29 protein-coding genes and 1 tRNA gene are annotated in these 21,766 nt (G+C 54.0%); 15 read left to right on the forward strand and 15 right to left on the reverse strand.

Features of this window, described 5'->3' with window-relative positions; translation table 11 throughout:
• Nucleotides 1-97: 97 nt before the first annotated feature.
• A complete protein-coding gene (locus SYNC_RS10015; protein ID WP_041426662.1) occupies nt 98-415 on the reverse strand; it encodes a DUF3288 family protein in 318 nt (105 codons plus the stop codon).
• A 396-nt stretch (nt 416-811) separates the two neighbouring features.
• Here SYNC_RS10015 and SYNC_RS14755 point away from each other — a divergent pair, with 396 nt between their 5' ends.
• A complete protein-coding gene (locus tag SYNC_RS14755) occupies nt 812-973 on the forward strand; it encodes a hypothetical protein (RefSeq protein ID WP_006853551.1) in 162 nt (53 codons plus the stop codon).
• A gap of 166 nt (nt 974-1,139) precedes the next feature.
• Here SYNC_RS14755 and SYNC_RS15170 read toward each other — a convergent pair whose 3' ends face one another.
• Nucleotides 1,140-1,262 (reverse strand): hypothetical protein, encoded by a 123-nt coding sequence (locus SYNC_RS15170; RefSeq protein WP_255321984.1) that lies wholly within the window; start codon nt 1,260-1,262, stop codon nt 1,140-1,142.
• A 126-nt stretch (nt 1,263-1,388) separates the two neighbouring features.
• On the opposite strand from SYNC_RS15170, the gene SYNC_RS10020 reads away from it, so the two are divergent.
• Both SYNC_RS10020 and SYNC_RS14380 read left to right on the forward strand, forming a co-directional pair.
• The gene (locus tag SYNC_RS10020) at nt 1,389-1,649 is read left to right on the forward strand and encodes a hypothetical protein (protein ID WP_011620091.1); all 261 of its coding nucleotides are present in this window, start codon (nt 1,389-1,391) and stop codon (nt 1,647-1,649) included.
• A 104-nt stretch (nt 1,650-1,753) separates the two neighbouring features.
• Nucleotides 1,754-1,993, forward strand: coding sequence for a hypothetical protein (locus tag SYNC_RS14380; RefSeq protein ID WP_148201894.1), 240 nt, complete (start codon nt 1,754-1,756; stop codon nt 1,991-1,993).
• Nucleotides 1,994-2,160: 167 nt separating this feature from the next.
• On the opposite strand, the gene SYNC_RS10030 is transcribed toward SYNC_RS14380, so the two are convergent.
• A complete protein-coding gene (locus tag SYNC_RS10030; RefSeq protein ID WP_041426663.1) occupies nt 2,161-2,361 on the reverse strand; it encodes a chlorophyll a/b-binding protein in 201 nt (66 codons plus the stop codon).
• A 58-nt stretch (nt 2,362-2,419) separates the two neighbouring features.
• Between SYNC_RS10030 and SYNC_RS10035 the strand changes: the two genes are divergently transcribed.
• Nucleotides 2,420-2,869, forward strand: a complete 450-nt coding sequence (locus SYNC_RS10035) for a GNAT family N-acetyltransferase (RefSeq protein ID WP_041426664.1) — start codon at nt 2,420-2,422, stop codon at nt 2,867-2,869.
• Between the two features lie 622 nt (nt 2,870-3,491).
• Here SYNC_RS10035 and SYNC_RS10040 read toward each other — a convergent pair.
• The 5 genes from SYNC_RS10040 to SYNC_RS10065 all read right to left on the reverse strand — a co-directional run bounded on the left by SYNC_RS10040 (nt 3,492) and on the right by SYNC_RS10065 (nt 6,593).
• Entirely contained in the window at nt 3,492-3,740 is a 249-nt protein-coding gene (locus tag SYNC_RS10040) for a hypothetical protein (RefSeq protein ID WP_041427079.1), read from the reverse strand.
• A gap of 74 nt (nt 3,741-3,814) precedes the next feature.
• Complete coding sequence (locus SYNC_RS13880) at nt 3,815-4,321, reverse strand: hypothetical protein (RefSeq protein ID WP_167897217.1); 507 nt, start codon at nt 4,319-4,321, stop codon at nt 3,815-3,817.
• 200 nt (nt 4,322-4,521) lie between these two features.
• On the reverse strand, nt 4,522-5,421 hold the full coding sequence (gene gluQRS / locus SYNC_RS10055; protein WP_041427080.1) for a tRNA glutamyl-Q(34) synthetase GluQRS: 900 nt from the start codon (nt 5,419-5,421) through the stop codon (nt 4,522-4,524).
• An 82-nt stretch (nt 5,422-5,503) separates the two neighbouring features.
• Entirely contained in the window at nt 5,504-5,779 is a 276-nt protein-coding gene (locus SYNC_RS10060; protein WP_011620102.1) for an HU family DNA-binding protein, read from the reverse strand.
• A gap of 142 nt (nt 5,780-5,921) precedes the next feature.
• Nucleotides 5,922-6,593 (reverse strand): hypothetical protein, encoded by a 672-nt coding sequence (locus SYNC_RS10065; RefSeq protein ID WP_041426666.1) that lies wholly within the window; start codon nt 6,591-6,593, stop codon nt 5,922-5,924.
• A 66-nt stretch (nt 6,594-6,659) separates the two neighbouring features.
• Between SYNC_RS10065 and SYNC_RS10070 the strand changes: the two genes are divergently transcribed.
• Nucleotides 6,660-8,735 (forward strand): glycogen-debranching protein, encoded by a 2,076-nt coding sequence (locus tag SYNC_RS10070; protein ID WP_011620104.1) that lies wholly within the window; start codon nt 6,660-6,662, stop codon nt 8,733-8,735.
• A gap of 4 nt (nt 8,736-8,739) precedes the next feature.
• Here the strand turns inward: SYNC_RS10070 and SYNC_RS10075 are convergent.
• Nucleotides 8,740-8,810, reverse strand: a tRNA-Gly gene (locus SYNC_RS10075).
• A gap of 134 nt (nt 8,811-8,944) precedes the next feature.
• Here SYNC_RS10075 and SYNC_RS10080 point away from each other — a divergent pair.
• The 5 genes from SYNC_RS10080 (at nt 8,945) to plsY (ending at nt 13,134) form a co-directional block, all read left to right on the forward strand.
• Nucleotides 8,945-10,258 carry an MFS transporter gene (locus SYNC_RS10080; RefSeq protein WP_041426667.1) on the forward strand — a complete coding sequence of 438 codons (1,314 nt, stop codon included), beginning with the start codon at nt 8,945-8,947 and terminating at the stop codon, nt 10,256-10,258.
• A 9-nt stretch (nt 10,259-10,267) separates the two neighbouring features.
• A complete protein-coding gene (locus SYNC_RS10085) occupies nt 10,268-11,029 on the forward strand; it encodes an ABC transporter permease (RefSeq protein WP_255322044.1) in 762 nt (253 codons plus the stop codon).
• 12 nt (nt 11,030-11,041) lie between these two features.
• Nucleotides 11,042-11,440 (forward strand): DUF3119 family protein, encoded by a 399-nt coding sequence (locus SYNC_RS10090; protein WP_041427081.1) that lies wholly within the window; start codon nt 11,042-11,044, stop codon nt 11,438-11,440.
• A gap of 126 nt (nt 11,441-11,566) precedes the next feature.
• Nucleotides 11,567-12,547 (forward strand): DUF3086 domain-containing protein, encoded by a 981-nt coding sequence (locus SYNC_RS10095; protein ID WP_011620108.1) that lies wholly within the window; start codon nt 11,567-11,569, stop codon nt 12,545-12,547.
• Nucleotides 12,547-13,134, forward strand: coding sequence for a glycerol-3-phosphate 1-O-acyltransferase PlsY (gene plsY / locus SYNC_RS10100; RefSeq protein WP_011620109.1), 588 nt, complete (start codon nt 12,547-12,549; stop codon nt 13,132-13,134). Before SYNC_RS10095 ends, plsY begins: the two co-directional genes overlap by 1 nt.
• A 37-nt stretch (nt 13,135-13,171) precedes the next feature.
• Here the strand turns inward: plsY and pyrF are convergent, their stop codons facing one another.
• The 5 genes from pyrF to SYNC_RS10125 form a co-directional block, all read right to left on the reverse strand.
• Nucleotides 13,172-13,927 carry an orotidine-5'-phosphate decarboxylase gene (gene pyrF, locus SYNC_RS10105; RefSeq protein WP_369791611.1) on the reverse strand — a complete coding sequence of 252 codons (756 nt, stop codon included), beginning with the start codon at nt 13,925-13,927 and terminating at the stop codon, nt 13,172-13,174.
• A 28-nt stretch (nt 13,928-13,955) separates the two neighbouring features.
• Nucleotides 13,956-14,837: an SMP-30/gluconolactonase/LRE family protein gene (locus SYNC_RS10110; protein ID WP_011620111.1), complete on the reverse strand. Its 882-nt coding sequence runs from the start codon at nt 14,835-14,837 to the stop codon at nt 13,956-13,958.
• 33 nt (nt 14,838-14,870) lie between these two features.
• The gene (locus tag SYNC_RS10115; protein ID WP_071813717.1) at nt 14,871-15,257 is read right to left on the reverse strand and encodes a hypothetical protein; all 387 of its coding nucleotides are present in this window, start codon (nt 15,255-15,257) and stop codon (nt 14,871-14,873) included.
• An 81-nt stretch (nt 15,258-15,338) separates the two neighbouring features.
• The gene (gene tyrS / locus SYNC_RS10120) at nt 15,339-16,586 is read right to left on the reverse strand and encodes a tyrosine--tRNA ligase (RefSeq protein ID WP_011620113.1); all 1,248 of its coding nucleotides are present in this window, start codon (nt 16,584-16,586) and stop codon (nt 15,339-15,341) included.
• A gap of 36 nt (nt 16,587-16,622) precedes the next feature.
• Nucleotides 16,623-16,952, reverse strand: a complete 330-nt coding sequence (locus SYNC_RS10125; protein ID WP_006853572.1) for a DUF1825 family protein — start codon at nt 16,950-16,952, stop codon at nt 16,623-16,625.
• Between the two features lie 106 nt (nt 16,953-17,058).
• On the opposite strand from SYNC_RS10125, the gene SYNC_RS10130 reads away from it, so the two are divergent.
• From SYNC_RS10130 to SYNC_RS10150, 5 genes are read left to right on the forward strand one after another with little or no spacing between them, the layout of a single operon-like run.
• Complete coding sequence (locus SYNC_RS10130; protein WP_011620115.1) at nt 17,059-17,790, forward strand: response regulator transcription factor; 732 nt, start codon at nt 17,059-17,061, stop codon at nt 17,788-17,790.
• Nucleotides 17,791-17,837: 47 nt separating this feature from the next.
• Entirely contained in the window at nt 17,838-18,413 is a 576-nt protein-coding gene (locus SYNC_RS10135) for a hypothetical protein (protein WP_011620116.1), read from the forward strand.
• A 4-nt stretch (nt 18,414-18,417) separates the two neighbouring features.
• Nucleotides 18,418-19,020, forward strand: a complete 603-nt coding sequence (locus SYNC_RS10140) for a hypothetical protein (RefSeq protein WP_041426670.1) — start codon at nt 18,418-18,420, stop codon at nt 19,018-19,020.
• Between the two features lie 37 nt (nt 19,021-19,057).
• A complete protein-coding gene (locus SYNC_RS10145) occupies nt 19,058-20,548 on the forward strand; it encodes a leucyl aminopeptidase (protein ID WP_011620118.1) in 1,491 nt (496 codons plus the stop codon).
• 32 nt (nt 20,549-20,580) lie between these two features.
• Nucleotides 20,581-20,817, forward strand: a complete 237-nt coding sequence (locus SYNC_RS10150) for a hypothetical protein (protein ID WP_011620119.1) — start codon at nt 20,581-20,583, stop codon at nt 20,815-20,817.
• Between the two features lie 315 nt (nt 20,818-21,132).
• Here the strand turns inward: SYNC_RS10150 and msrA are convergent, their stop codons facing one another.
• A complete protein-coding gene (msrA, locus tag SYNC_RS10155; RefSeq protein ID WP_041426671.1) occupies nt 21,133-21,765 on the reverse strand; it encodes a peptide-methionine (S)-S-oxide reductase MsrA in 633 nt (210 codons plus the stop codon).
• Nucleotide 21,766 lies beyond the last annotated feature (1 nt).

Genomic DNA, 21,766 nt, shown 5'->3' on the forward strand with positions numbered 1-21,766 from the left:
CAAGCACAAGACAGTGGCTTTACTTCAGGAATCATTCTTGCCTTTGTGACGAGAGCAACTCAAAATTTTACTTTCTACACGCGCTTGAATGAAATCGTTAGAGCGCTTCCGAATCACTAACATCGGATCCAGAGCCCACTTCATCACTGAGGCTTTGACCTGGACGCCAACCACTTGCCCAAATCTCTCTGCATTGACGATTGAGAGTTTCACGAGTGAAGCCCCAGCCAGCAACCACTTTCTCTAAGTCTGTCTTGATGTCATCAGCCCCAGGAAACTCTCCATATCGCGTCGCAAGTCTTGCTGCTGAGGTCAGCTGGTCCGGCCCCGGAGCACCTTCAAAACCAAGCAATGAATCCAAAATGTCCCGATCCGACGAATAGAGCGGATGGGTTTGCTGAATGTCTTCTGCCATAAGTTTTGGGCCTGAAGGCAACGACGCAAGAAGGAATCAGACATCCCTGGAGACACTCAAGCGCATTGAGATCAACACAGGCAAGCCTTTAACAGCCACGCTTCGCGACGGCATCGAGCAAATCAGAGCCAGAGAGCGCCGTCAGATTGCTGGGTACGCACTCCTGACTCCCCAAACGATCAGAGCAGAAATACTGCCCCAAACCAAAAGAGACGCTGCAAATAAACGAAATCTGTTTTCATTCTTTGGAAGTACGAGCTGGCGATCCATTCAATAAAGGCCTTCAAACCCTTTACTGACAAAGCTCGACAATGGTCGCAAGCATTTCACAGGGTTAGCTGACAATGATGTCAAGATCAAACAGCGTGCCTAAGTTGCAACAAACGCTAAAACCACATGGGCTTCGACAAGGGCGATAAATTCATCGACGACGCAAAGCAACGCGCCCACGATGCAATTGGTGAATCCAACCCAAAACTCACTTCTCTTGAAAAAGGGTTTTTGCACGCCATGAAGCGACGTCAGGCTCGTGAAAAGCATGCAAGGAAAGGAAGCTAATTCTTTCCCTCACAGCCCAAAGCATTAGCGTGAATATCTTTTACAAGATTCGACCAAGAATAAAGACTCTTATGCTATCAATTAGCTGCCAAAACGTCATAATTCTTCCTTGACAGTTTTTCAATAATTAACAACCCAAAAACCCTTCTCGTTGATCAAGATTCAATCATTCAGCGTTTTCTGCTCTATTGATCTCTGTTTGATCGATGATTAAATCATCAATCATCTTTATTCTTAAAACAGGTCGACCGGTCACATCAACTTCGCCTCGACTCTGCAGTTGCTCCAAGAGGAGATCGTCAGACCACAAAGACTGCAGCATCTTGCACTTGATGCACCTTGATTCCATTGAGCAAAACTCGAAGACCTCAGATTCTTAAATTTCGATTACGATATCAAGCCATCCAGGAATTAAATGCTCAGGCCGATTATTTCGCTGTTTTTCGCGGCAGTGATGTGGGTTCAAGTCCCTCAATGGTCAAACGATTGGTCGAAATGCGCTGTAGACGTCCCTGACACGGCATGCCACTGGTACGTCGTTGCACCAGACAACACCTTTGGGGAAGGTTTTAGCTGGGCAAACGCTCCTTGGTTCAGTGCCGAAGGTCTCCTCGATATTGGCGAACTCACTGACACCGTGAGCAAAATCCACCTCGGAGCGGTTGAGAACGCTTAAAAATAATGAACCCGAAGAAGCCGAACCACTACGGCTTCGCTCTTTGGAGTTGCTTGATCAACAGTCCAACGCCATCTCGATCAAGAGACGATTGCATCCCTCTCTTGATCAAACCAGCTTGCTGGCCTGCGACACTTTTTAGCTTTACTTCTTCCTTATTGATTACCAAAACCGAAGAAAAATCGTGGATTGATGCCGTCACGGCATTGAAGCAGCATCCCCCTGGAAGTTTGCTGCCACTGACATCTTGCATCTTAAAAGATTTAGATTACACAATAAATGCTTTACACAAAATTAACTTAGTCCTTAAAATTTTAGAGCAAATGAAGAGCTCAAGAAGTTAACGAAGGGGCCACGAAGCACTGCGACGGGACTTCACAATTGGCGATAAAGAACTATTTACCCTTCAAGTATGGCAAATCACTTGGCTGAGAGAGAGTGTAAACAACAGCTGCTGTAATCAAGGCAGTCACAGCCAGCATTGCGTAGATCCAAACAGAATAATCGGTCATCAATTAAGGCCTAAAACACCAAAAGTGAATTGGCTCAGAATGCCATGACCTGTCAACGCTTCCGTGAAAAGACCGATCACAAAGCCAAGCATGGCTAAGCGACCGTTGAGAAGCTCAGCAGCAACAAAACGCCCTGACTTGCTTTGCTCTGAAGCTTCTTCCTGGAAGCAATCGCCCTGGGGCATAGAAGTGGAATCCATCAACTTCAGATAACTACACAAACTTTACCTTGTTTACAACGTTTTGCGAAGCACTGGTATGCGCCGTATCCAGCCCGCTGACTCCCCTTTACTACGCGAGATTTACGTAGATGCCATTCAAACGCAGGCCGCTAAGGCTTACAGCCCTGAGCAGATAAGAGCTTGGACTAACCTCGCCTGGCTACCAGGAGTTTTGGATCGCGCCTTGGAAGAAGGCCAGGGCTGGATCAGTGGGATCGATGATGGGTTCGCGATTCGCTATCCCTCCAACCGACTGTCAATGCTGTATTGCCGAGGTCGATCGTCTCGACAGGGGCATGGATCAGCTCTTCTTCAGGCCATTGAAGGCGATGCGCAGCGAATGGGAATCCAACGGTTGCAGACAGAGGCCAGCCTTCTCTCTCGACCCATGCTTGAACAAAGAGGCTGGACGGTGATCGCTCCTGAGCCATTCATGATTGGCGGCGTGCCTTTCGTTCGTTTCCAGATGGAAAAAACATTGGGCTGAGTCACCACCGATCCTGCGACCCGCAGAAGAGAGGAACAAGCCACTCAGCGAAACCAACCTAGGTCGACGACCTCAGCCCAAAGCGTTGAAAATTGCTCCAACCCACGGCCACATCATCGAGACCTTCAGACTCCGCACAGAACCTGAAAGGTGATCATTCCTGATTCGCCAAATCCTTCTCTACTCATCTGTTTTTCCACACGAATTTCATATCAAGACAGTCTTTTGCTCGAGCGATTGCTCCTCTCCAGGTTCATCACAGCAATGAAGCAAGATCAGTCATGAAATGTCGCAACTTCAGCGATAGAACAATGTGACATCTTTTACTCGCAATAAACCCTTTCCATGGCTGAACTGCAAACCAAATGAGCTGGATTAAATCAAAAGGGATTAACGAAATAAAGCAAGCTAAAAGCAAGAGGAGCCTTCTTGATGCAAGACCTGAACGTTGAACTCTTACTACACAGATTCAACTATCAGCGGCTGTGGAAAAGCTGTGGAAAATCATCCAAAACGTTGTGATCAACTCTTTACACGCCTGCTTATAAGGACGAACACGGTTCAGCCTGCAGCGTTTAGCCGTCTGTAAACGGCTTATTCAGAACGGTCGATCCATCAGAAATCAGGTCTGGTTGCCACCAAGCATGTCCTCATACCCTTCATAAGGGTCATATTCAGCCCATCCAGGACTGGCTTGATCCAAAAGTCCGTATTGACCATCAATCATCTGTGTTCTTGTGTTCCCATAAGGCACCGTGTTGCAGGTCACGCCTCCCCCAGCAACAGGTTGGCAATCATTGAAGCGAACCTGGCCCTTCACTGAGACACCAACAAGTGAAACGAAGCCGAGGACAAGAGGGACCGCTGACATGAAACGCGCATCAAGACGTTGATGGATCGGCATGAGCGAATGGACAACTGAAACCAGTTTGACGGCATCGACCATCAGAAGCCCTGGCACTGAACATTTACAGCAGTCAAAAAATTGACAGCGTCTTTCCCACGTCCGGCACGCAGCTGCACCATGAGCAAGTCAGATTGAAGGCCTAAAAGCATCGTTTGACACGGGTAACGATCACGGGCTGATGCACTGCGCTGCAGCTGTTCAGCTCGAATCAAGGCTTGCTGACAGCTGGCGATTCGCTCGAAGCGAAAACAATCCAACGCAACAGGATTCACGCTTCTAAGCGAAGCGGCAGAGGCAGAGGCAGAGCCGATGAAGGCACCACCAACGACCAACAGAATTGCCCCAGAAATCGCAATCTCCTGAGAGGATGCGACAGCTATTTCTCGCATCGGATGTACACCGACTGGACTGCTGTCGCCCTTCTGCTGTTCACCACTGTGCCCTTGCTGGCTGTCGTGGTGACCGCCGCCTTCTTTATTTGGCAACAGAGGAAGAAACAACTGCGCTAACCGACTCAGAACGGACCTTGGTGTGCTGAAGTCCAAGTGCTGGAAGTGACATGTCCAGCTCTTTATTTTGACTTTTCATGGGATCACCTTGACCCAGACAATCAAGACATGTGCGAAAACGCTTGTCATTGATCCGCTGAATTCCGCTACCGCCGCAGCTTCTGCAAATCATCGTTTCTGTTGCCATTTCAAGACTTTCAGTTTGAAGCCTTTTTTCTCTTGCGATCCCGAACTTTTTATGAAGAATCAGCCCCAACAATCAATGACGTGAGCTTGTCCTGACGCTCTCTGAGCTCCTCTAGCAATTCTTCAGCAGAAATCGCAGTCGTAGGAGATACCAGACCCAGAGATGCGGCCAATCGGCCAATCACTTGTGCTGCACCTTCTCCACGATCACGCAGCGCGCTCAGGCCTGTCACATGATCGCGTTTTGACAGTTTTTGACCGGATGCATCACAGAGCAAGGGCACGTACCCGTAGCGCGGAGAGGTCATCCCCAAGGACGTGATGACTGCACTCTGGGCAGCACAGACAGACACAAGATCCTGTCCTCGCACCACCTCGTTGATACCTAAGGCCAACTCGTCGATGGACGTAGCCAAGTGATACGCAATGACCCCATCGGCGCGACGGAGAACGACATCTCCTACCGCTGTCGCAAAAGGCTCAACAACGCGCAGTCTCCAGGAAGGTAGTCGCGCGTCCTTAAAGCCCCAATCTTGATGAAGCCGCCTGCACGTTCCCGGATAAATCGTTGCACCGTCAAGCTGCCGGCGACTGCAGCGACAGGGATAGAGATAACCCTGCTTCCGTAACGTGGAAAGGAATGAGCCATAGAGTCCGCGTCGTCTGCTTTGCAGTACGACGGGTCCATCCCAGTTGAGTCCAAGCCAGCGAAGGTCTTGCAACACAGATTCAATGGAGCCAGTACGAATCCTTGGGGTGTCGAGATCATCCACCCGCAACAGCCATTGCCCGTTGTTGAGTCGGGCACGCAGCCAAGACAAAAGGGCCGTCCTCACATTGCCGAGATGAAGAGGACCGGATGGAGTCGGCGCAAATCGGCCCCGATAGCACCGTTGGCTTAGCCCCTGACCGTTCTGCAGGACTTGACTTAGGTGATCAGGAAGCTGGATAGCCATCAACAGTGCTGATCGTTCAGATCAACAAAAAAGGGTGGTCCAAAGACCACCCCATCATCATCAAAGGCTTAGTGACCTAGCCCTGGACGCGGTCTTTGAACATTTTGCCTGCGGTAAATGCTGGAACACGCTTGGCAGGAATTTTGATCTTTTCACCGGTTTTAGGGTTCAGGCCCTGACGAGCAGAACGCTCGCGTGGTTCAAACGAACCGAAACCAAGGATTGAAACTTTTTTCCCTTCGACAACCGAATCAATGATGGTGTCGATAGCGGCGTCAACCACGAGGGAGACGTCCGTTTTGGTGAGTTCAGTGCGAGCGGCAACGAGGTTGACGAGGTCAGCTTTGTTCATGGAAGGAGTGGTGTGGAGCGAGAGCGCGCTGGTTGACGTTGCGGAGGTCAACATCCGCACGGCTTCCCTGAGCGTGCCAATCGTATGGAGGCCAGCGCCTTGAAGCAACCGAAAAACGCTGTGCCGCAATGCATTCACCGAATCAGTCTTGAGGAAGACGGTCTGATTGCGCAGGACTCCAACTCGCAAAAGGAGCTAAACGCCCACCTCGGAGCGCCCCAAGCCCTGCTCCAGAAGCTAGTGCTGGACTGGATTCTGGGGGAATCCAATCGCGCAGGCGCCGAAGACTGAGCTGCTGTCTCGGCCAATGAAAAGTGCGTCGATGACGAAGAGGAGCCAGCTGGCCTTCTTGAACCGGAATTAACAATCGTCCGCAAAACAGCACATCCAGAGGGGCTGGAGAGTGCACAACGCAGCTTCCAGGTGTGGGTCCTGGCGTCCAAAGCAGCCTTAAACCAGAGGCAGTGATGTGGGAATCAACAAAAGTCTCAAGGGGTTGAACCCCTGGCAACAAGTAAGCCTCTTGCTCCTGAACCAACACAGGCCATCCCAATCGTTCCTGCAAACGCCGAAGGCGGCCATGTCCCTCTCGACTCGTGAGAAGAATCCGAGGCGAACGATCAGAAGCCAGGTCATACAGAGCTTGAAGGCTGGCCTCAGTCAGCGGCGGGCAATCAATCAGTACGGGTTCAGGCTCTACATCGAGCCACCAAGACGACCCACCGCGACAGTCTCGATTGGGTGGAAACAACCAAAGGTTGTCCATAATTTGCTGAGGCGGTCGGCCTGACTCCAAAGCCGAGGTCATCGTCATTTCGGTGGAGTTCCATCACACCCTCTACTTTGAGGGAAGTACGTCCTGCGATCTGCGGGCGGATCTTTGAGCACGATCCATCGCGGCAGTCCCTGGCCACTAGGCAGCACGATCACACCTCGAGGTGTGAATTTTTCTGTTGCAGCGCCAACGGCCAATCGGCTCGAATTACTGATCTTTTCCCATCCAGAGGCAAAAACACCTGAGCAGGTGATTGAGCTGTCGGAGGAACATCGCTCGGCAGATTATTGGCATGTCGAGGTCGAAGGAGTTGGTGCTGGCTGTTGCTACTGCTATCGGGTGTTTGGCCCCATTGAGCCAGGTGGCCATGGCTTTAGACCCGCCAAGGTGCTAGTTGACCCCTGCGCACGGGCCATTGATGGCTGGAACATCTACCAGCGAGCAGCGGCGACCGGTGCATCACCTAACACCGATAGGTGCTTGAAATCGGTGGTTTGCGAACGAGATCCGTTCGATTTCCAAGCCCATCCCCGTCCTCGCCACAGCTGGCAAGAGACCGTGATCTACGAGCTCCACATCGGCGGGTTCACCAAACGCCCCGACAGCGGTGTAAGCCCAGATCAACGCGGAACCTATTTGGGAGTGATCGAAAAGATCCCCTACCTGAAGGAGCTCGGGGTCACCACGATCGAGCTCCTTCCGATCCAAGCCTTCGATCCCAACGATGCCCCCGCTGGTCGTGACAATGTTTGGGGCTACAGCCCTCTCAGTTGGTTCGCACCACATCACGAATATGCGACGGGCTCGGATCCCCATTCGGCTCGAGACCAGGTCCGAGACCTCGTAGCGGCCTGCCATGACGAAGGCATTGAAGTCCTTTTAGATGTGGTTTACAACCACACCACCGAAGGGAACCGCAACGGTCCCACCTTGAGCTGGAGGGGATTTGCTGATCGCAATTACTACCACCAGAGCGATGCAGGTGAGTACATGGACGTGAGCGGATGTGGCAACAGCATTGCTGCCAACGATCCACTCTCCAGACAACTCATCCTTGAATCACTCCGTTGCTGGTCCAATGAACTGGGTATCGACGGATTCCGTTTCGATTTAGGGATTGCTCTCAGCCGCGGGGAGAAGCTGAAACCCCTTGAACACCCTCCCCTGTTTGAAGCGATGGAGGCTGATCCTCAGCTGAGTGAACTCAAACTCGTGAGCGAACCCTGGGATTGTGGTGGGCTCTATCGGCTGAGTGATTTTCCAGCCAAACGGATTGGCACCTGGAATGGACACTTCCGTGATGCATTGCGCAGTTTCTGGAAAGGAGATGAGGGCAGCACCTGGCCTCTAGGACAACGCTTCCGTGGCAGTCCCGATTTGTACAACGGAAAAGCGGCAAGCCTTGGTAGCTCAGTGAACCTAATTACGGCCCATGACGGCTTCAGCCTCTTGGACCTCGTGAGCTTCAACAACAAACACAACTTGGCCAATGGTGAAAACAACAGAGATGGGGAGAACCACAACAACAGCTGGAATCACGGAGTCGAGGGGCCGAGCAGCGATCGCGCTATCCAGACACTGCGACGGCGCCAACAACGCAATCTGCTCAGCACCTTGCTGCTGAGTCGTGGTGTCCCGATGCTCCTTATGGGCGATGAAGTGGGGCGCAGTCAGGGAGGGAATAACAACACTTGGTGCCAGGACAGCCCGCTCAGCTGGATGATCTGGGGAGACGATCACTGCGATCACGAGTTGCAGGCCTACGTGCAACGCCTGCTGAATGTGCGCCAACAACTTGCGGTTTTATTCAATCCGATCCGGCCTCACATTGAAAAGAAACCGCTTCGATCAAACGATTCAGACGAGTTGTGGAGGCAGTGGCATGGCGTAGAGCTCAGCAAACCTGACTGGGCTAACTGGTCCCACTGCTTAGCGATGAGCCTGCAGCAAGGACATCAAGGGGCTGTGTTGTGGATGGGATTCAACGCGTACTTCAAATCCATGCACTTCGACTTACCAGAAGCGGCCTCGCCATGGTGTCGATTGATTGACACAGCATTACCTGCTGGAGAAGATCTCCCAACGCGGATCGAGCGTTGGAGTCCATCTGGAGTGCCATTAGAGGCGAGAAGCCTAGTAGTGATGGTGGCTCAGGAGTACGCAGACCGACTGAGTTTGTGAATCAAGCGGGCGGCGGGAATCGAACCCGCATCATCAGCTTGGAAGGCTGAGGTTTTACCACTAAACTACGCCCGCACTAGTACGCCAGAACTGCTTGCCGAAAATGGTAGCCGTTGAGTCGCGTGCCCAAGCATTATGACGTTTCGAGTGCCCACTGTTCCGGATTGACCTCTTCAACAGCTCGCCCCGAGGGCTCCCGTCGCCGTCTGATGCTCGCTTATGGGCTTGGAGATGCAGGTACCGGACTAGCCGCCACGACGTTGGGGTTTTACCTGTTTCCCTTTTTCACCTCTGCAGCAGGGTTGCCAGCTCTCATTGCCGGCTCCCTACTCACCGTGATCAAACTTTGGGATGCCATCAATGATCCGTTGATCGGCTGGATGAGCGATCACACAAGGACTCGATGGGGCCCAAGACTTCCCTGGATGTTTGCGGCCGCACTGCCATTGGGCATCAGCCTGGCAGCGATGTGGTGGGTACCTGAGGGCAGCATTTTGCAACGCACGGCGTATTACGTGCTGATGGCCATCCTGCTGATGACGGCCTACACCAGCGTGAATCTGCCCTATGCGGCGCTTTCCACCGAGCTCACACCGAATACGGCGATTCGCACGCGGCTGAATGCAGCTCGTTTTACCGGATCCATTTTGGCGGGAACCATCGGGTTACTCATCGCTGTTTTCGTCTTGCGAGAGGGGAGTGGGGGCTACTTATTAATGGGACAAATCACAGGAACGATCGCAGCAGCAGCCACGCTGCTTTGCTGCTGGGGTCTTGCCCCATATGCCAAAAAAGCTCAACGCCCCAGTGGCAACAAAGAGCCCCTACGGCAACAACTGCGGCGCATTCGCTCCAACTCACGATTTTTGATGGTGCTAGGGCTGTATTTACTGCTGTGGTTTGGCCTACAGCTGATGCAAGTGGTTGCCCTGATTTGGCTCGTCCAAGTCATCCACGTTCCAGCTGGAATTGCCACATTGCTCTTGCTTGCCTTCAATATCGCCGCATTGGTGGGTCTCCAGGTTTGGAGCGTGCTGTCCAACCGGTTCGGCCGAATCAAGGCACTTGGCTGGGGATCGAGCATTTGGATTGCCGCCTGTCTCCTTTCGATGACCCTTGCGCCACTGACGGATAACAGCCTGGTTGCCCTGATCCCGGTGATCGGCCTGATCATGCTGGTTGGATTGGGGGCCTCAACGGCTTATCTCATCCCCTGGTCCCTGCTGCCTGATGCGATCGACGCTGATCCCACCCGCCCAGCGGGCCTCTACACGGCATGGATGGTGTTTGGACAAAAACTCATCATTGGCCTCAGCATGAGCGTTTTTGGAACATTGCTCCAGCTCACTGGCTACATCTCCACCAAGACAGCCGATGGCGCATTGAGTTCTGTCCAACAGCCTGAAACAGCACTGATTGCCATTCGTCTTTGCATGGGTTTTATTCCGGCTGTGTTGGTGGTGATCGGGCTTCTGTTGATGCGACGCTGGCCTGATCGCGGCGCTCATCTGCACAGCGCTTAAGTCTTTTCTCTGAATCTCCTCTTAATGAAGTCCCCTCGCTGGCTGAACCGACTTGGCAGCAGCCTGCTGATCGGCGGACAAGCTGTCTCAGCCACAACCAAAGGTCGAATCAACACCATTGATTTGTTTGATCAGCTCCAGGAAGCAGGGCCTGGAAGCTTTTTAATCGTGATTATCACGGCCTTAGCTGCAGGCACCGTATTCAATATTCAAATCACAGCGGAGCTCAACAGCATGGGCGCTGGATCCACCGTGGGAGGTGTTCTCGCCATTGGTCTAGCCAGGGAGATTGCTCCCCTGCTCACGGCCACGCTGCTGACTGGAAAGGTTGCCACTGCCTATGCCGCCCAATTGGGAACGATGAAGGTCACCGAGCAGATCGACGCGATCACCATGCTGCGCACCGATCCCGTGGAGTACTTGGTGGTCCCGCGCCTGATCGCCATGGTGGTGATGGCACCGGTGCAATGCCTGTTGTTTTTTGGGGTTGCGATCTGGAGCGCTCAAATCAGCAGCACCAACCTCTACAGCATCCCTCCAGCCGTGTTTTGGACAGCCGTTAGGACCTGGCTAACACCTGATGACCTGCCCTTCATGTTGATCAAAGCACTGGTCTTTGGTCTTCAAATCGGTGTCATTGCCTGCGGATGGGGAATGACCACCAAAGGCGGAGCGAAAGAGGTTGGCACCAGCACCACAGGGGCTGTGGTCATGATCCTTGTCAGCGTGGCGCTGATGGATGTATTGCTCACCCAGATTTTATTCGGCTGATTGCCCAATCCCATGACACCCTCCCCAGAGACCAACAGCGTGACCATCAGCCCGAACCCCAGGCTCCCGCTTGTGATTCTGCTGCTAAGTGCAAGCCTTTGGCCCTTACCCCTCAGTCCCTGGCCGCCCCTCGTCGTGGGGTTATTTGGCGTGTTTCTTCTGGTGCAGACCTACATCCTGAAACTTGAATTCAGCGAACACGATCTGGTGGTGTGGCGCGGACAAGAAGAGCTACGCCGTTTCCCCTTCAGTGAATGGATGTCATGGCGTCTGTTCGCGCCTTGGCTGCCGGGACTTTTTTACTTCCGTGAAATCAAAAGTATTCATTTCCTGCCGATCCTGTTCAATCCAGAAGAACTTCAAGAACAACTGGAAAAACGGGTGGGACACCTACAACAAGCCAAATCCTGAGCAAAATTGGATGAGCTCCTTCTTCATGCCCTGGCGTAACGAAAACGAAACGCTTCCCACACGTTTGAACAGAAGGTTCGACTTGCGTCGCGCAATCAGCTGAAATAACCCAAGGACGAGCGGACCATGCCTGACGACACCGATCAGACGCCCCACGAGCATTCCGACGAGACGGCCGAAGCGTCGTCGCCTGAACCGGAGGCACCACAAAGCGATGACTCTGCTGCAGATTCAGGTAGCGATGCCTTGATCAGCCTTGCCCTGACCGAGCTGCAACAACGCAGGGATGCTTTGCATCAAGACATCGAGAGCCTCAACCAACGAAAACGGCAGCTTGAACAGGAGATTGCAGGAAGCTTCGTCGGCCAATCCGATGCCATTGCACGGCGCGTGAAGGGATTCCAGGAGTACTTGAGCGGTGCGCTTCAGGGCATGGCTCAGTCGGTCGAGCAGTTGGAGCTGGTATCCCAGCCGGTTGTGGTGCAGCCTTCTCCTCTGGATCAAGAGGCTGCCAGCACTCAGGAAGGGGACAACATTGCAGATCTAACACCAGCGGTTGCCGACACCTTCAGGCCCGATGAAGCACTAATTCGCTCCAGCCTCGAGCGTTTTGCTGAGCAACCAGACTTCTATGCCGATCCTTGGAAGCTGCGCCGCAGCCTCGACCACAGCGACATCGCCCTCCTTGAAGACTGGTTCTTCAATCAAGGTGGACGAGGAGCGCAGTCCAGTCGCGGCAATCGCCCGCGAAACGTATTGGTAGGAAGTGCCCTGATTGCCATTCTCAGCGATCTCTACGGCGATCAGTTCCAAACCCTTGTTCTGGCTGGACAACCAGAGCGACTCGGAGAATGGCGGCGCGGATTGCAAGATGCCCTTGGATTAGGCCGCGAAGACTTCGGTCCAAACAGTGGCATCGTCCTGTTTGAACGCGGTGATGCCTTAGTCGAGCGCGCTGACCGCCTGGAAGAACGCGGTGAGGTTCCTTTGATCCTGATCGATGCCGCAGAGCGGGTCGTCGACATCCCCGTGCTTCAGTTCCCACTGTGGATGGCCTTTGCGGCTGGACCCGGTGAGATCTACGACGACGACAACGAACTTCTCTGATGGGTTTCTTTTCTCTCATCCTCGGCTACCTACTCGGATCCATCCCCAGTGGCTGGATTGCAGGGCGCTGGCTCAAAGGCATTGACTTGCGCGAGCTCGGTTCGGGCTCCACAGGAGCCACCAATGTGCTCCGGCAAGTGGGAAAAGTTCCAGCATTGGTCGTTTTTTTGATCGATGTAGGCAAAGGCGCCGCCGCTGTCTTAGTCGCCCGAGCGCTTGGACTAGGTGATTGGATTCAGGTGCTAGCAGGACTGACCGCTCTCGCTGGTCACATCTGGCCTGTTTGGCTGAATTTCAAAGGCGGAAAAGCAGTAGCAACAGGATTCGGCATGTTTCTAGGTCTGGCCTGGCCCGTGGGACTGGCCAGTTTTGGTGTGTTTTTGTTGACTCTTTGGATCTTCCGGATCGTGTCGCTCTCCAGTGTGTTGGCCGCCGTCAGCCTGCCCCTGTTGATGATCCGCTTCTCAGGCATTGGTTCCTACGTCCTGATCGCGCTGGTGGCCATGGGTTTGGTGCTCTGGCGACACCGCAGCAACCTTTCAAGGATCCTCGACGGCAGCGAGCCCAAAATTGGCCAAAAGGATTGAAAAGAAGCTGAGCGCACTGGGAGAACGGATGACTGGCTCACGTCGATAGGGCAGTACAGCACTGTGCGAACGCACCACTTGGATTCTCAGATTGAGTGATCGGTCGGCCGATCACGAGCTGAGAGGCTCCAGCCTCAATCGCGGCTGGAGGAGTCATCACTCGCACCTGATCGCCCACCGAAGTGCCTTGAGGACGAATGCCTGGGGTGACCAATGCGAATGGCTCTCGATGCTGAGCCCTGAGGGAGGCAACTTCCAGCGGCGAACACACGCAGCCACCAACACCGGCTTTTGCCGCCAGAAGGGCGAGCTGTGATACTCGCTCGGCAATGCCTTGCTCGACCGCCAGTTCCCGCTGCAGCCGATGCTCTTCCCAACTGGTCAGCACAGTGACCGCCAATAACGTTGGCACCGGCTGCCCGGTGCTTTGCGCCCCCTCCACTACCGCGGCCTGAGCTGCCTGCAGGGCTTCACTGCCGGCACAGGCATGCACAGTGATCAGCTCGGCTCCCAGCGCTGCCGCCCGGAGACAGGCACCGGCCATGGTGGTCGGAATATCGTGAAATTTAAGATCGAGGAATACGCGCAGACCCTGATTCCGCAACTGAATCACGACCTCTGGCCCCGCTTGAACGAATAGCTCCAGCCCCACCTTCACCCAGCGCAATCCCTGCACCTGCGCACTGAAAGCAAGCGCTTGATCAGGGGCCATCCCATCGAGGGCCACGATGATCCGTTCAGCTGATTCAGCCGAGAAAGAGGAAGCCACACACCGTCTCCGCACAAACCTCATCGTGATGCGTCATGAGCACCCCCTTCACTCACCCCAGAACTTGAAAACAATCCGCAGGCAAACCTTTCACACCCACATCGGCTTGAAACAGGCCACCTGCCAATGGCTCGGCCTGCAATGCATCAGCATCCATCCCCCTCGTCGCGGTCGTCACAAACAACTGATCCAAGTTGGGGCCGCCAAAGCAACATGAAGTGACTTGACGACAAGGCACCACCAATCGATCGAGCAAGCAGCCACGCAACGGATCCCAGCGCGTTACACAACCACCGCCAAAAAGGGCGATCCAAAGGTGACCATCTGAATCGATACACATGCCATCCGGAAGGGCATCCCAATCCTCTGGAATGTGGACACAGATGCTTGGTTCTCCGGCGATCTCACCAGCACCGTTGAGAGGGAAAGCCATCACACTCAGCGTTGGCGAATCAATGAAATAGAGCGTCCGACGATCCTGGCTCCAAGCCAGTCCGTTGGAGATCGTGAGCTGGCTGCGTTGGCGCGTGATGCCTGCATCACCATCGAGCCGCCATAGAGCGCCAGCTAGCGGCTCGAAGTCGTAGGCCATTGTGCCTGCCCAAAAACGCCCCCAAGGATCACATTTACCGTCGTTGAATCGATTACCAGGGCGATCGGCCTCCGGATCCGACAACAAGCTCACAGAGCCGTTGCTCGGATCCATCCTCATAAATCCCGCCGCTGTTGCGACCAGCAAATCTCCAACCGATGTGGGAACGACCGCACCCACATGGGCAGGAAGATACAAAAAATCATTGTTGCCAGTTGCAGGATCAAAGACGCCAATTCTTGAAGCCTCAATATCCACCCAAAGAAGAACTTGCCTCTCAGCCCACCAACAGGGACCCTCTGCTAATCCCGCAGCAACCGGCAACACACAACGAGATGTCATCAAGTTAATTCACAAATAAGCAGATGGCTTTCATCAATACAAAACAGGCCTTTCTGTGCGTTTTCTACCTAAAATCACGCGCTCCACAACACCTTTCTTCTTGGAATAATGAACCAACTTATCGCCCTCAACTGTATTCAGGCTCGTCACTCCCGCCTGGCGATAGTCTCGATCAAATGGCAAAGCCCATGATTTGCCGCTTCGCATCACGTAAACAAGGAAGCGACGATCATTACTGATACAAAAACGCACTTTAACCTCATCAAATACTCCAACATCGCTTCCATATTCAGCCTTGCTGTAGTCACATTCCTGAGCCCGCTCATATTCCTCTTTAATCCCTGAATAAGCTGGTGCTGCCATTCCCACACCCACCACAAAAGTGAGGGCTGCTCCCAAAATTGAGCGCGAAGATTTCATATCAAACATGTGTCTCCCGATTTTGAGCTGTGGCAGTCATAGCAGCTCATCAAGGGTCAGAACAGCAACTGCGTTGCAGCATCAAGGAACCAATCGCCTAAATGTCTTTTTACCGAGCTGAAGTACCTTCCCTTCCAATTCCGACGCCGACACAAATTCCTGGTTGGGATCAGTAATTTTCTCTCCCTCAAGGCGTGCTGCTCCGCCTTTGATCTGTCGACGCGCTTCACTACTACTGGCACAGATACCCACCGCGCTGAGCAGATAGAACGCCTTGGCAGGGAAATTCACTGCAGAAAGGGAGGCCTCGGGCACATCCGCTGATGCTGCTCCCGATCCACCCACCAACGTGGCAGCGTCCGCCTGAGCTTTTTGGGCCACTTCCATTCCATAGCGACTTGCCGTCACCACCAGCGCCATTGCTTTTTGCTTGTCACGGGGATTGTCTGGGAACGACTCATCAGGCAAATCAGTAAGCAACATGAGGTAGTCGTTGATAGCCGCATCACCCACTTTTTCGAGCTTGGAGTACATCGACAACGGATCGTCTTCCAGACCCACCGTGTTGCCAAGGCTCTTACTCATCTTCTGCACGCCATCAAGACCGACCAGAATGGGCAAGAGCAAACCGAACTGAGTTCGTTGTCCAAAATGACGCTGTAAGTCACGTCCCATCGCCACATTGAATTTCTGATCAGTGCCCCCTAGCTCCACATCAGCATCCACAGCAACAGAGTCGTACCCCTGAAGCAAGGGATAAAGGAACTCATGCAGCGCAATGGGAGTACCGCTCCCGTAACGCTTGGAAAAGTCATCTTTGGCCAACATTTGGCCCACCGTGGCCGTTCCCAGCAAGCCAATCACCTGTGGCAGATCGAGGCCTCCAAGCCATTCACTGTTGCGTCGCACCTCCAGCCTTCCCGGGGTTTCAAAATCAAGCAGAGCCCGCTCCTTCGGCTGTCCTTGCCCTAACTGGCGCAAATACGTCGTTGCATTGGCTTCCACCTGTTCCGTTGTGAGCTGCACGCGCGTGGCACTCTTGCCTGTTGGATCACCGATCCGAGCCGTGAAATCACCAATGATCAGGACGGCTGTATGACCCGCGTCCTGAAAAGCGCGCAACTTGCGAAACAAAATGCTGTGGCCAAGGTGAATATCACTTCCCGTTGGGTCAATGCCCAATTTCACCCGCAGAGGTCTGCCTTCCAACTCAGCCGCGGCCATACGAGCAGCCAGGGCCTGATCCACATCATCTGGATTTCCGTCCGGAAACAAATCGGCCATTCCCCGCTCCAACCAGTTCGGCAGTGAATGGGGGGTGATTGTCATTACGGAAGGCCTGTGTTGTGCGACGGATCGTACGGCTCACTGACCTTCCGATTGCTCGAGCTGACTCTTCATCCGCTCCAAGGTTTGATTCATCTGCTCGAACATTTGCTCAGGGGTGATCCCAAACTGCCCCAGCTGCGTCCGCAACTGCTCGACGGTGAGCTTGGCCTGGAAGTCTTCCGAGAGCTCAAAGCGTTTCATAAAAACGCGATAACGCTCCATCAGATCTTCCATCGTGTCGATGAACTTCTTCTTCCCTTCTCGGTCGAACTTTCCATAGTCCGATCCCAACTGCATCAACTGTTGATAGTCGCCAAATAGATGCTTGGCCTCCTCCTGCACGATTTCGGAATCGAAGAAGGCCATGGTCCTGAAGAAGAGACTTCCATATTTTGAACAATTCACGCAATCCCTCACAGTGCGGATCCACGCCCCGTCACCAAAGCCAACATGAGGAGAGTTTCGTAATGGCGTGGATCTCACCTCCCAGATCCCCAGACTTCAAACGCGCAGCAGGCAGGGGCACAGTCTTCTGCGCGGTAGTCGCACAGCGATTGCCAGTGGCGATCGTGTGTTGTTAGCCAGCTGGATCGGCTGGTTTCAGGAACTTGGGCACCTCGTCGCTGCCGCTACGACGGAAGAAGACTGTCTTCAGAGGTTGCAAAAGGATGAGGTCAATCTCTTGATCTGCACCGACCAACTCGAGGGTGGCAATGGCCCAAGCCTCGTTCGACGTGCCAAGCAAGACCATCCCACCTTGAAGGCGTTGCTGCTCGTTCAGCGTCCAATTCTGCGCACCATCCTTCAGGCGATCGATGCGCCCTGTGATGGACTGTGCTCCCATCAAAATGTCGGGATGGGAGGCGTCAGTGCAGCGCTCACCGCGATGGAATCCGATGGCATGTATCACGATTCCGTGATCGCCGATGTTCTCCGGCACGGTCGACTGGGACGAGCCTTGGGATCCATTCCTCCCGAACTAACCCTGAAGGAAGAAGACGTGCTGCGTGGACTTTGCAGAGGGATGAGCAATCAGGAGATCGCAGACAGCCTTGTCGTCTCGATCGACACCGTGAAATCCCACATCGCCAGTCTTCTGCGCAAGCTGCAAGCCAACAACCGAACCCACGCTGTGGTGGTTGCCTTTCAACAGGGACTGATCGACATCCCAACCCTGCCTCCGCGCTGGACCCCTAACAACTGAGGCTTGGGCTCGGTAAGGTCCTGGCCAAGAAGCAAGTCCCTTAAGCGATGGCGCGCCGGCATTGGCTTGACCCCCTGGCTCGCAAGCTTTTGCAGGCCACCGGCGATCTGCCTCCAGACCCTGTCCAAGCACAACAACAACCGATGGCGTCCCCTAGCCCAGCCGATACCTGGAGCCTTGATGTCAACAGGGCAACCGCTGAGCAATGGCAACAACTGCCTGGTTGCAGTGAAGACATGGTCGATGTGCTGATGCGACTGCAACGGGGTGGGGTGCAATTCAGCCAGCTGGATGATCTCGCGCTCTTGCTGAACCTTCCAGCTGATCTGATCCAACTCTGGGCACCCCACCTGGTATTTCGCTGGCATGGGGATACTCCAGTGCTGCCTGAGCAGCCTCCACTGGATCTCAATGCCGCCGCACCCACCTTGTTAGAGCAGACTCTCAACTGGCCAAAACCCCGCCTCCAACGTTTGATCCAGGAGCGGCGGATGAAGCCGTTTGAGCATCTCGCTGATCTACAGGAACGCGTGTGTTTACCCCCTGATGCTGTTGAGCAACTCATTGGCCGCGTGAGCTTTGGGGCACGACCATCCGGCCCCAGCCTTCCTCCGAGGAACTAAATCCATGACCACTCCTGCTGGGCAGGGCAATCTTTTCGACCAGCCATTGGCAGAGTCAAGTGGTCTGATCGAGCGTTCCTTGCCCCTGAGCGCAGAGCTGTTGCGACGCTGGCAAGAACGAATCCATCAGTTCCAAGCACCTCTGTTTTCTGCTCAATTCGGGCCTCGGAATGAACTCGCACAACAACAGCACCTGTTTGCCAGCGACAACACCAATCCATTGAGCAGCTTCCAGCCCCTTCAGCTAAGACCCTTACCGCTGAGCTTCTGGCGCTGGCCCAAGAGTCCTCACCAAGGGTCGGCCATCTATCTCGTCATGGATCGCCCGAAGGAACTCGACCATCCCATCCTTCTCTACATCGGAGAAACCAAGGAGGCTGATCGGCGCTGGAAAGGCGAGCACGACTGCAAGGCCTACTTGGCGAGTTACCAAGAGGCCTGCATGAGTACAGGCTTGAATTGCAGGACAAGCATCCGTTTCTGGGCCGATGTCCCGCAGGGAACCCGTCCTCGACGACGACTGGAACAAACCTTGATTCGGCTCTGGCAACCGCCCTTTAACAAGGAGACCCGTGAGCGTTGGTCCACGCCCTTTCATGCCAATTAAGGGTGCCCCGTAGCATCGGATTACGCGCCCAATCTCCATGCAGATCTCCCTTTCTTCGGCCCAGCCACAGGCCTGGTCGGGAACCGTGTTGGCCCTAGGCATTGCAGAGGGTGATCCCAATGGCTGGATACCAGCGATGGAGGAACGCTTTTCCATCTCCCTTGGCGACTGGTTGGAACAGCGCAAGTTCCAAGGAAAAAACGGAGAGAGCGCGAGCCTTCAACTCCTCAACCCCAACTGCGAATCCCTCGTACTCATAGGCCTGGGGCCTCTTGAAGCACTTGATGTCAATAGCTTTCGACAGGCGGGCGCTGCGGCGGCCCGGGCGAGCAAGAACCAGACGGGCAGCATTGGGTTGTTACTGCCGTGGAACGCTGTTGATCCTGCAGAAGCGGTGACCGTTGCAGCGCAAGCGGTCAGGCTTGCGCTCTACAGCGATCAACGTTTTCGCAGTAAACCCGAGCCCAGCATCCACCCCGAGCGACTTGAACTGCTAGGCCCCCTCCCCAACACCCTCAGCAGCGCCCTCGAAGCGGTGCATCCCATTTGCGCAGGGGTAGAACTCGCAAGAGAGCTCGTTGCGGCACCTCCAAACAGTGTGACTCCATCCGCCCTTGCCGAGAGCGCTGCTCAGATGGCGCACGAGCATGGCTTGGACTTGAAGGTGCTTGAGCGGAGCGACTGTGAAGCGAGGGGAATGGGGTCGTTCCTTTCAGTCTGCCAAGGCTCAGATATGGATCCCAAGTTCATCCATCTCACCTACCGCCCTTCCGGTCCTGCCACGAAACGGGTGGTCTTGGTCGGCAAGGGGCTCACCTTTGATTCCGGTGGTTACAACCTGAAAGTGGGTGCTGCTCAGATCGACATGATGAAATTCGATATGGGAGGCAGTGCAGCAGTGCTTGGCGCGATGCGCTCGATCGCTGAGCTCCGCCCCCAGGGGGTTGAAGTGCACATGCTGGTGGCGTCATGCGAAAACATGATCAACGGCTCTGCAGTGCATCCAGGTGACATCGTCACCGCATCTAACGGCACCACAATTGAAATCAACAACACGGATGCAGAAGGTCGACTCACCCTCGCTGATGCCTTGGTGTACGCATCCGAGCTTGAACCCGATGCCATCGTTGACCTGGCCACATTGACCGGTGCCTGCGTGATTGCACTTGGCGACGAGATTGCTGGACTTTGGACTGGAGACGACTCACTTGCCAACTCCTTAGAGGGAGCAGCAAAAGATGCAGGTGAGGGGCTCTGGCGGATGCCAATGCACCAGGCTTATCGCAAGGGCCTCAAATCACTCCTTGCGGACCTAAAAAACACAGGTCCCCGTCCAGGAGGCTCCATTACAGCCGCTTTATTCCTCAAGGAGTTCGTTAGAAGCTCCATTCCATGGGCGCATATCGACATCGCGGGCACGGTGTGGAGCGACAAGGGGAGAGGAATGGATCCTGCTGGAGCCACCGGCTACGGAGTACGCACCTTGGTGAGTTGGGTGTGCGCTCAAACACAGCAGGCCGAGAACTAGGTTTTTCCAAGACTGTGAAACAACCAAAACGAATGGCTTCCAGACCCATACGCTGGTACGTGCGAGCTCAACTTGGAGTTCTGCTTTTACCTGCAGGACTCTGCCTCTTTGGGGAAGCCATCAGTCGAAGGATTATTCAGATGCTTGGACAGGACCGTGGTCCTTGGTTCTGGTATGGAACCCTCAGCCTGATCTGCATTAATGCAGGCATCGGTTTAATGATCGAAAGCGGTCTTCTCAGCGGTTATCCAGGCCGACGGGCCGATTAGGACGCAACCGCAGTCATGGCACGTGGGCACTCAAGTGCATGAATCTGCCAGCGTGCCCTCTCAGAACAAGTGGCAAGCACGCGATCCAAATCATCGGAAGCAAGCTTCGGCGACGGATAAGGACCCACGTGACGCGTCACCAGACCATCCTTGATCGTCAGCAGATACATACAGCCCCTCCACAAATCTTGGCCTAATGGTAAGGACAAAGTCTGGGAGCGTCGAGAGGGGAAAACCCGCATCTTTACTGAGAAACGCCTGAATGAAACCAATGATCAAATCACAGATTTTCTTAGGATTCTGGAGAGGGGGGATTCATGGCGCCACTGGCTTCACCCACGCTGTACCTGATCTTGCACGCTCCCCCCACACGGCATCAAGGCGGCGATCGCGCCCACAACTGAAGCGGTAATAGCGATAGCGAAGCTCATTATTATTAGCGTAATTTTGATGATAATCCTCCGCAGGCCAGAAACGAACTGCATCAAGAATCTGCACTTTTATCTTAGATTTTGGCACCCCTAATTCATTTGCAGCAGAGGCAACACTTGCCTGAGCAGCTGCGGCCTGCTTCTCCCCAGAAGTGAAAATAACTGGCCGATACGAATCACCTCTATCACAAAACTGGCCTTCCCCATCGAGAGGGTCAATGTTGCGCCAATAGTGCTGTAAAAGGTTGGCATAACTGATTTTATCGGAATCAAAGCGAACACGTACCACCTCTTGATGCCCACTTTTTTCACCACTCACTTGTTGATAAGTAGGGTTCTCCACATGACCACCGCTGTACCCACTTTCAGCTGAGATCACACCTGCAACATCCTCTAAATCATGTTCAAGGCACCAAAAGCAGCCGCCAGCAAGGACAGCATCCTGGACAGCTGCCAGGGCTGACATCGGACTCAACAACACAATGCTGGTCAAAACCAGTGGGATCAATGCACGCATG

Origin of the sequence: Synechococcus sp. CC9311, from assembly GCF_000014585.1 — a bacterium.
In the GTDB taxonomy this organism is placed as follows: domain Bacteria; phylum Cyanobacteriota; class Cyanobacteriia; order PCC-6307; family Cyanobiaceae; genus Synechococcus_C.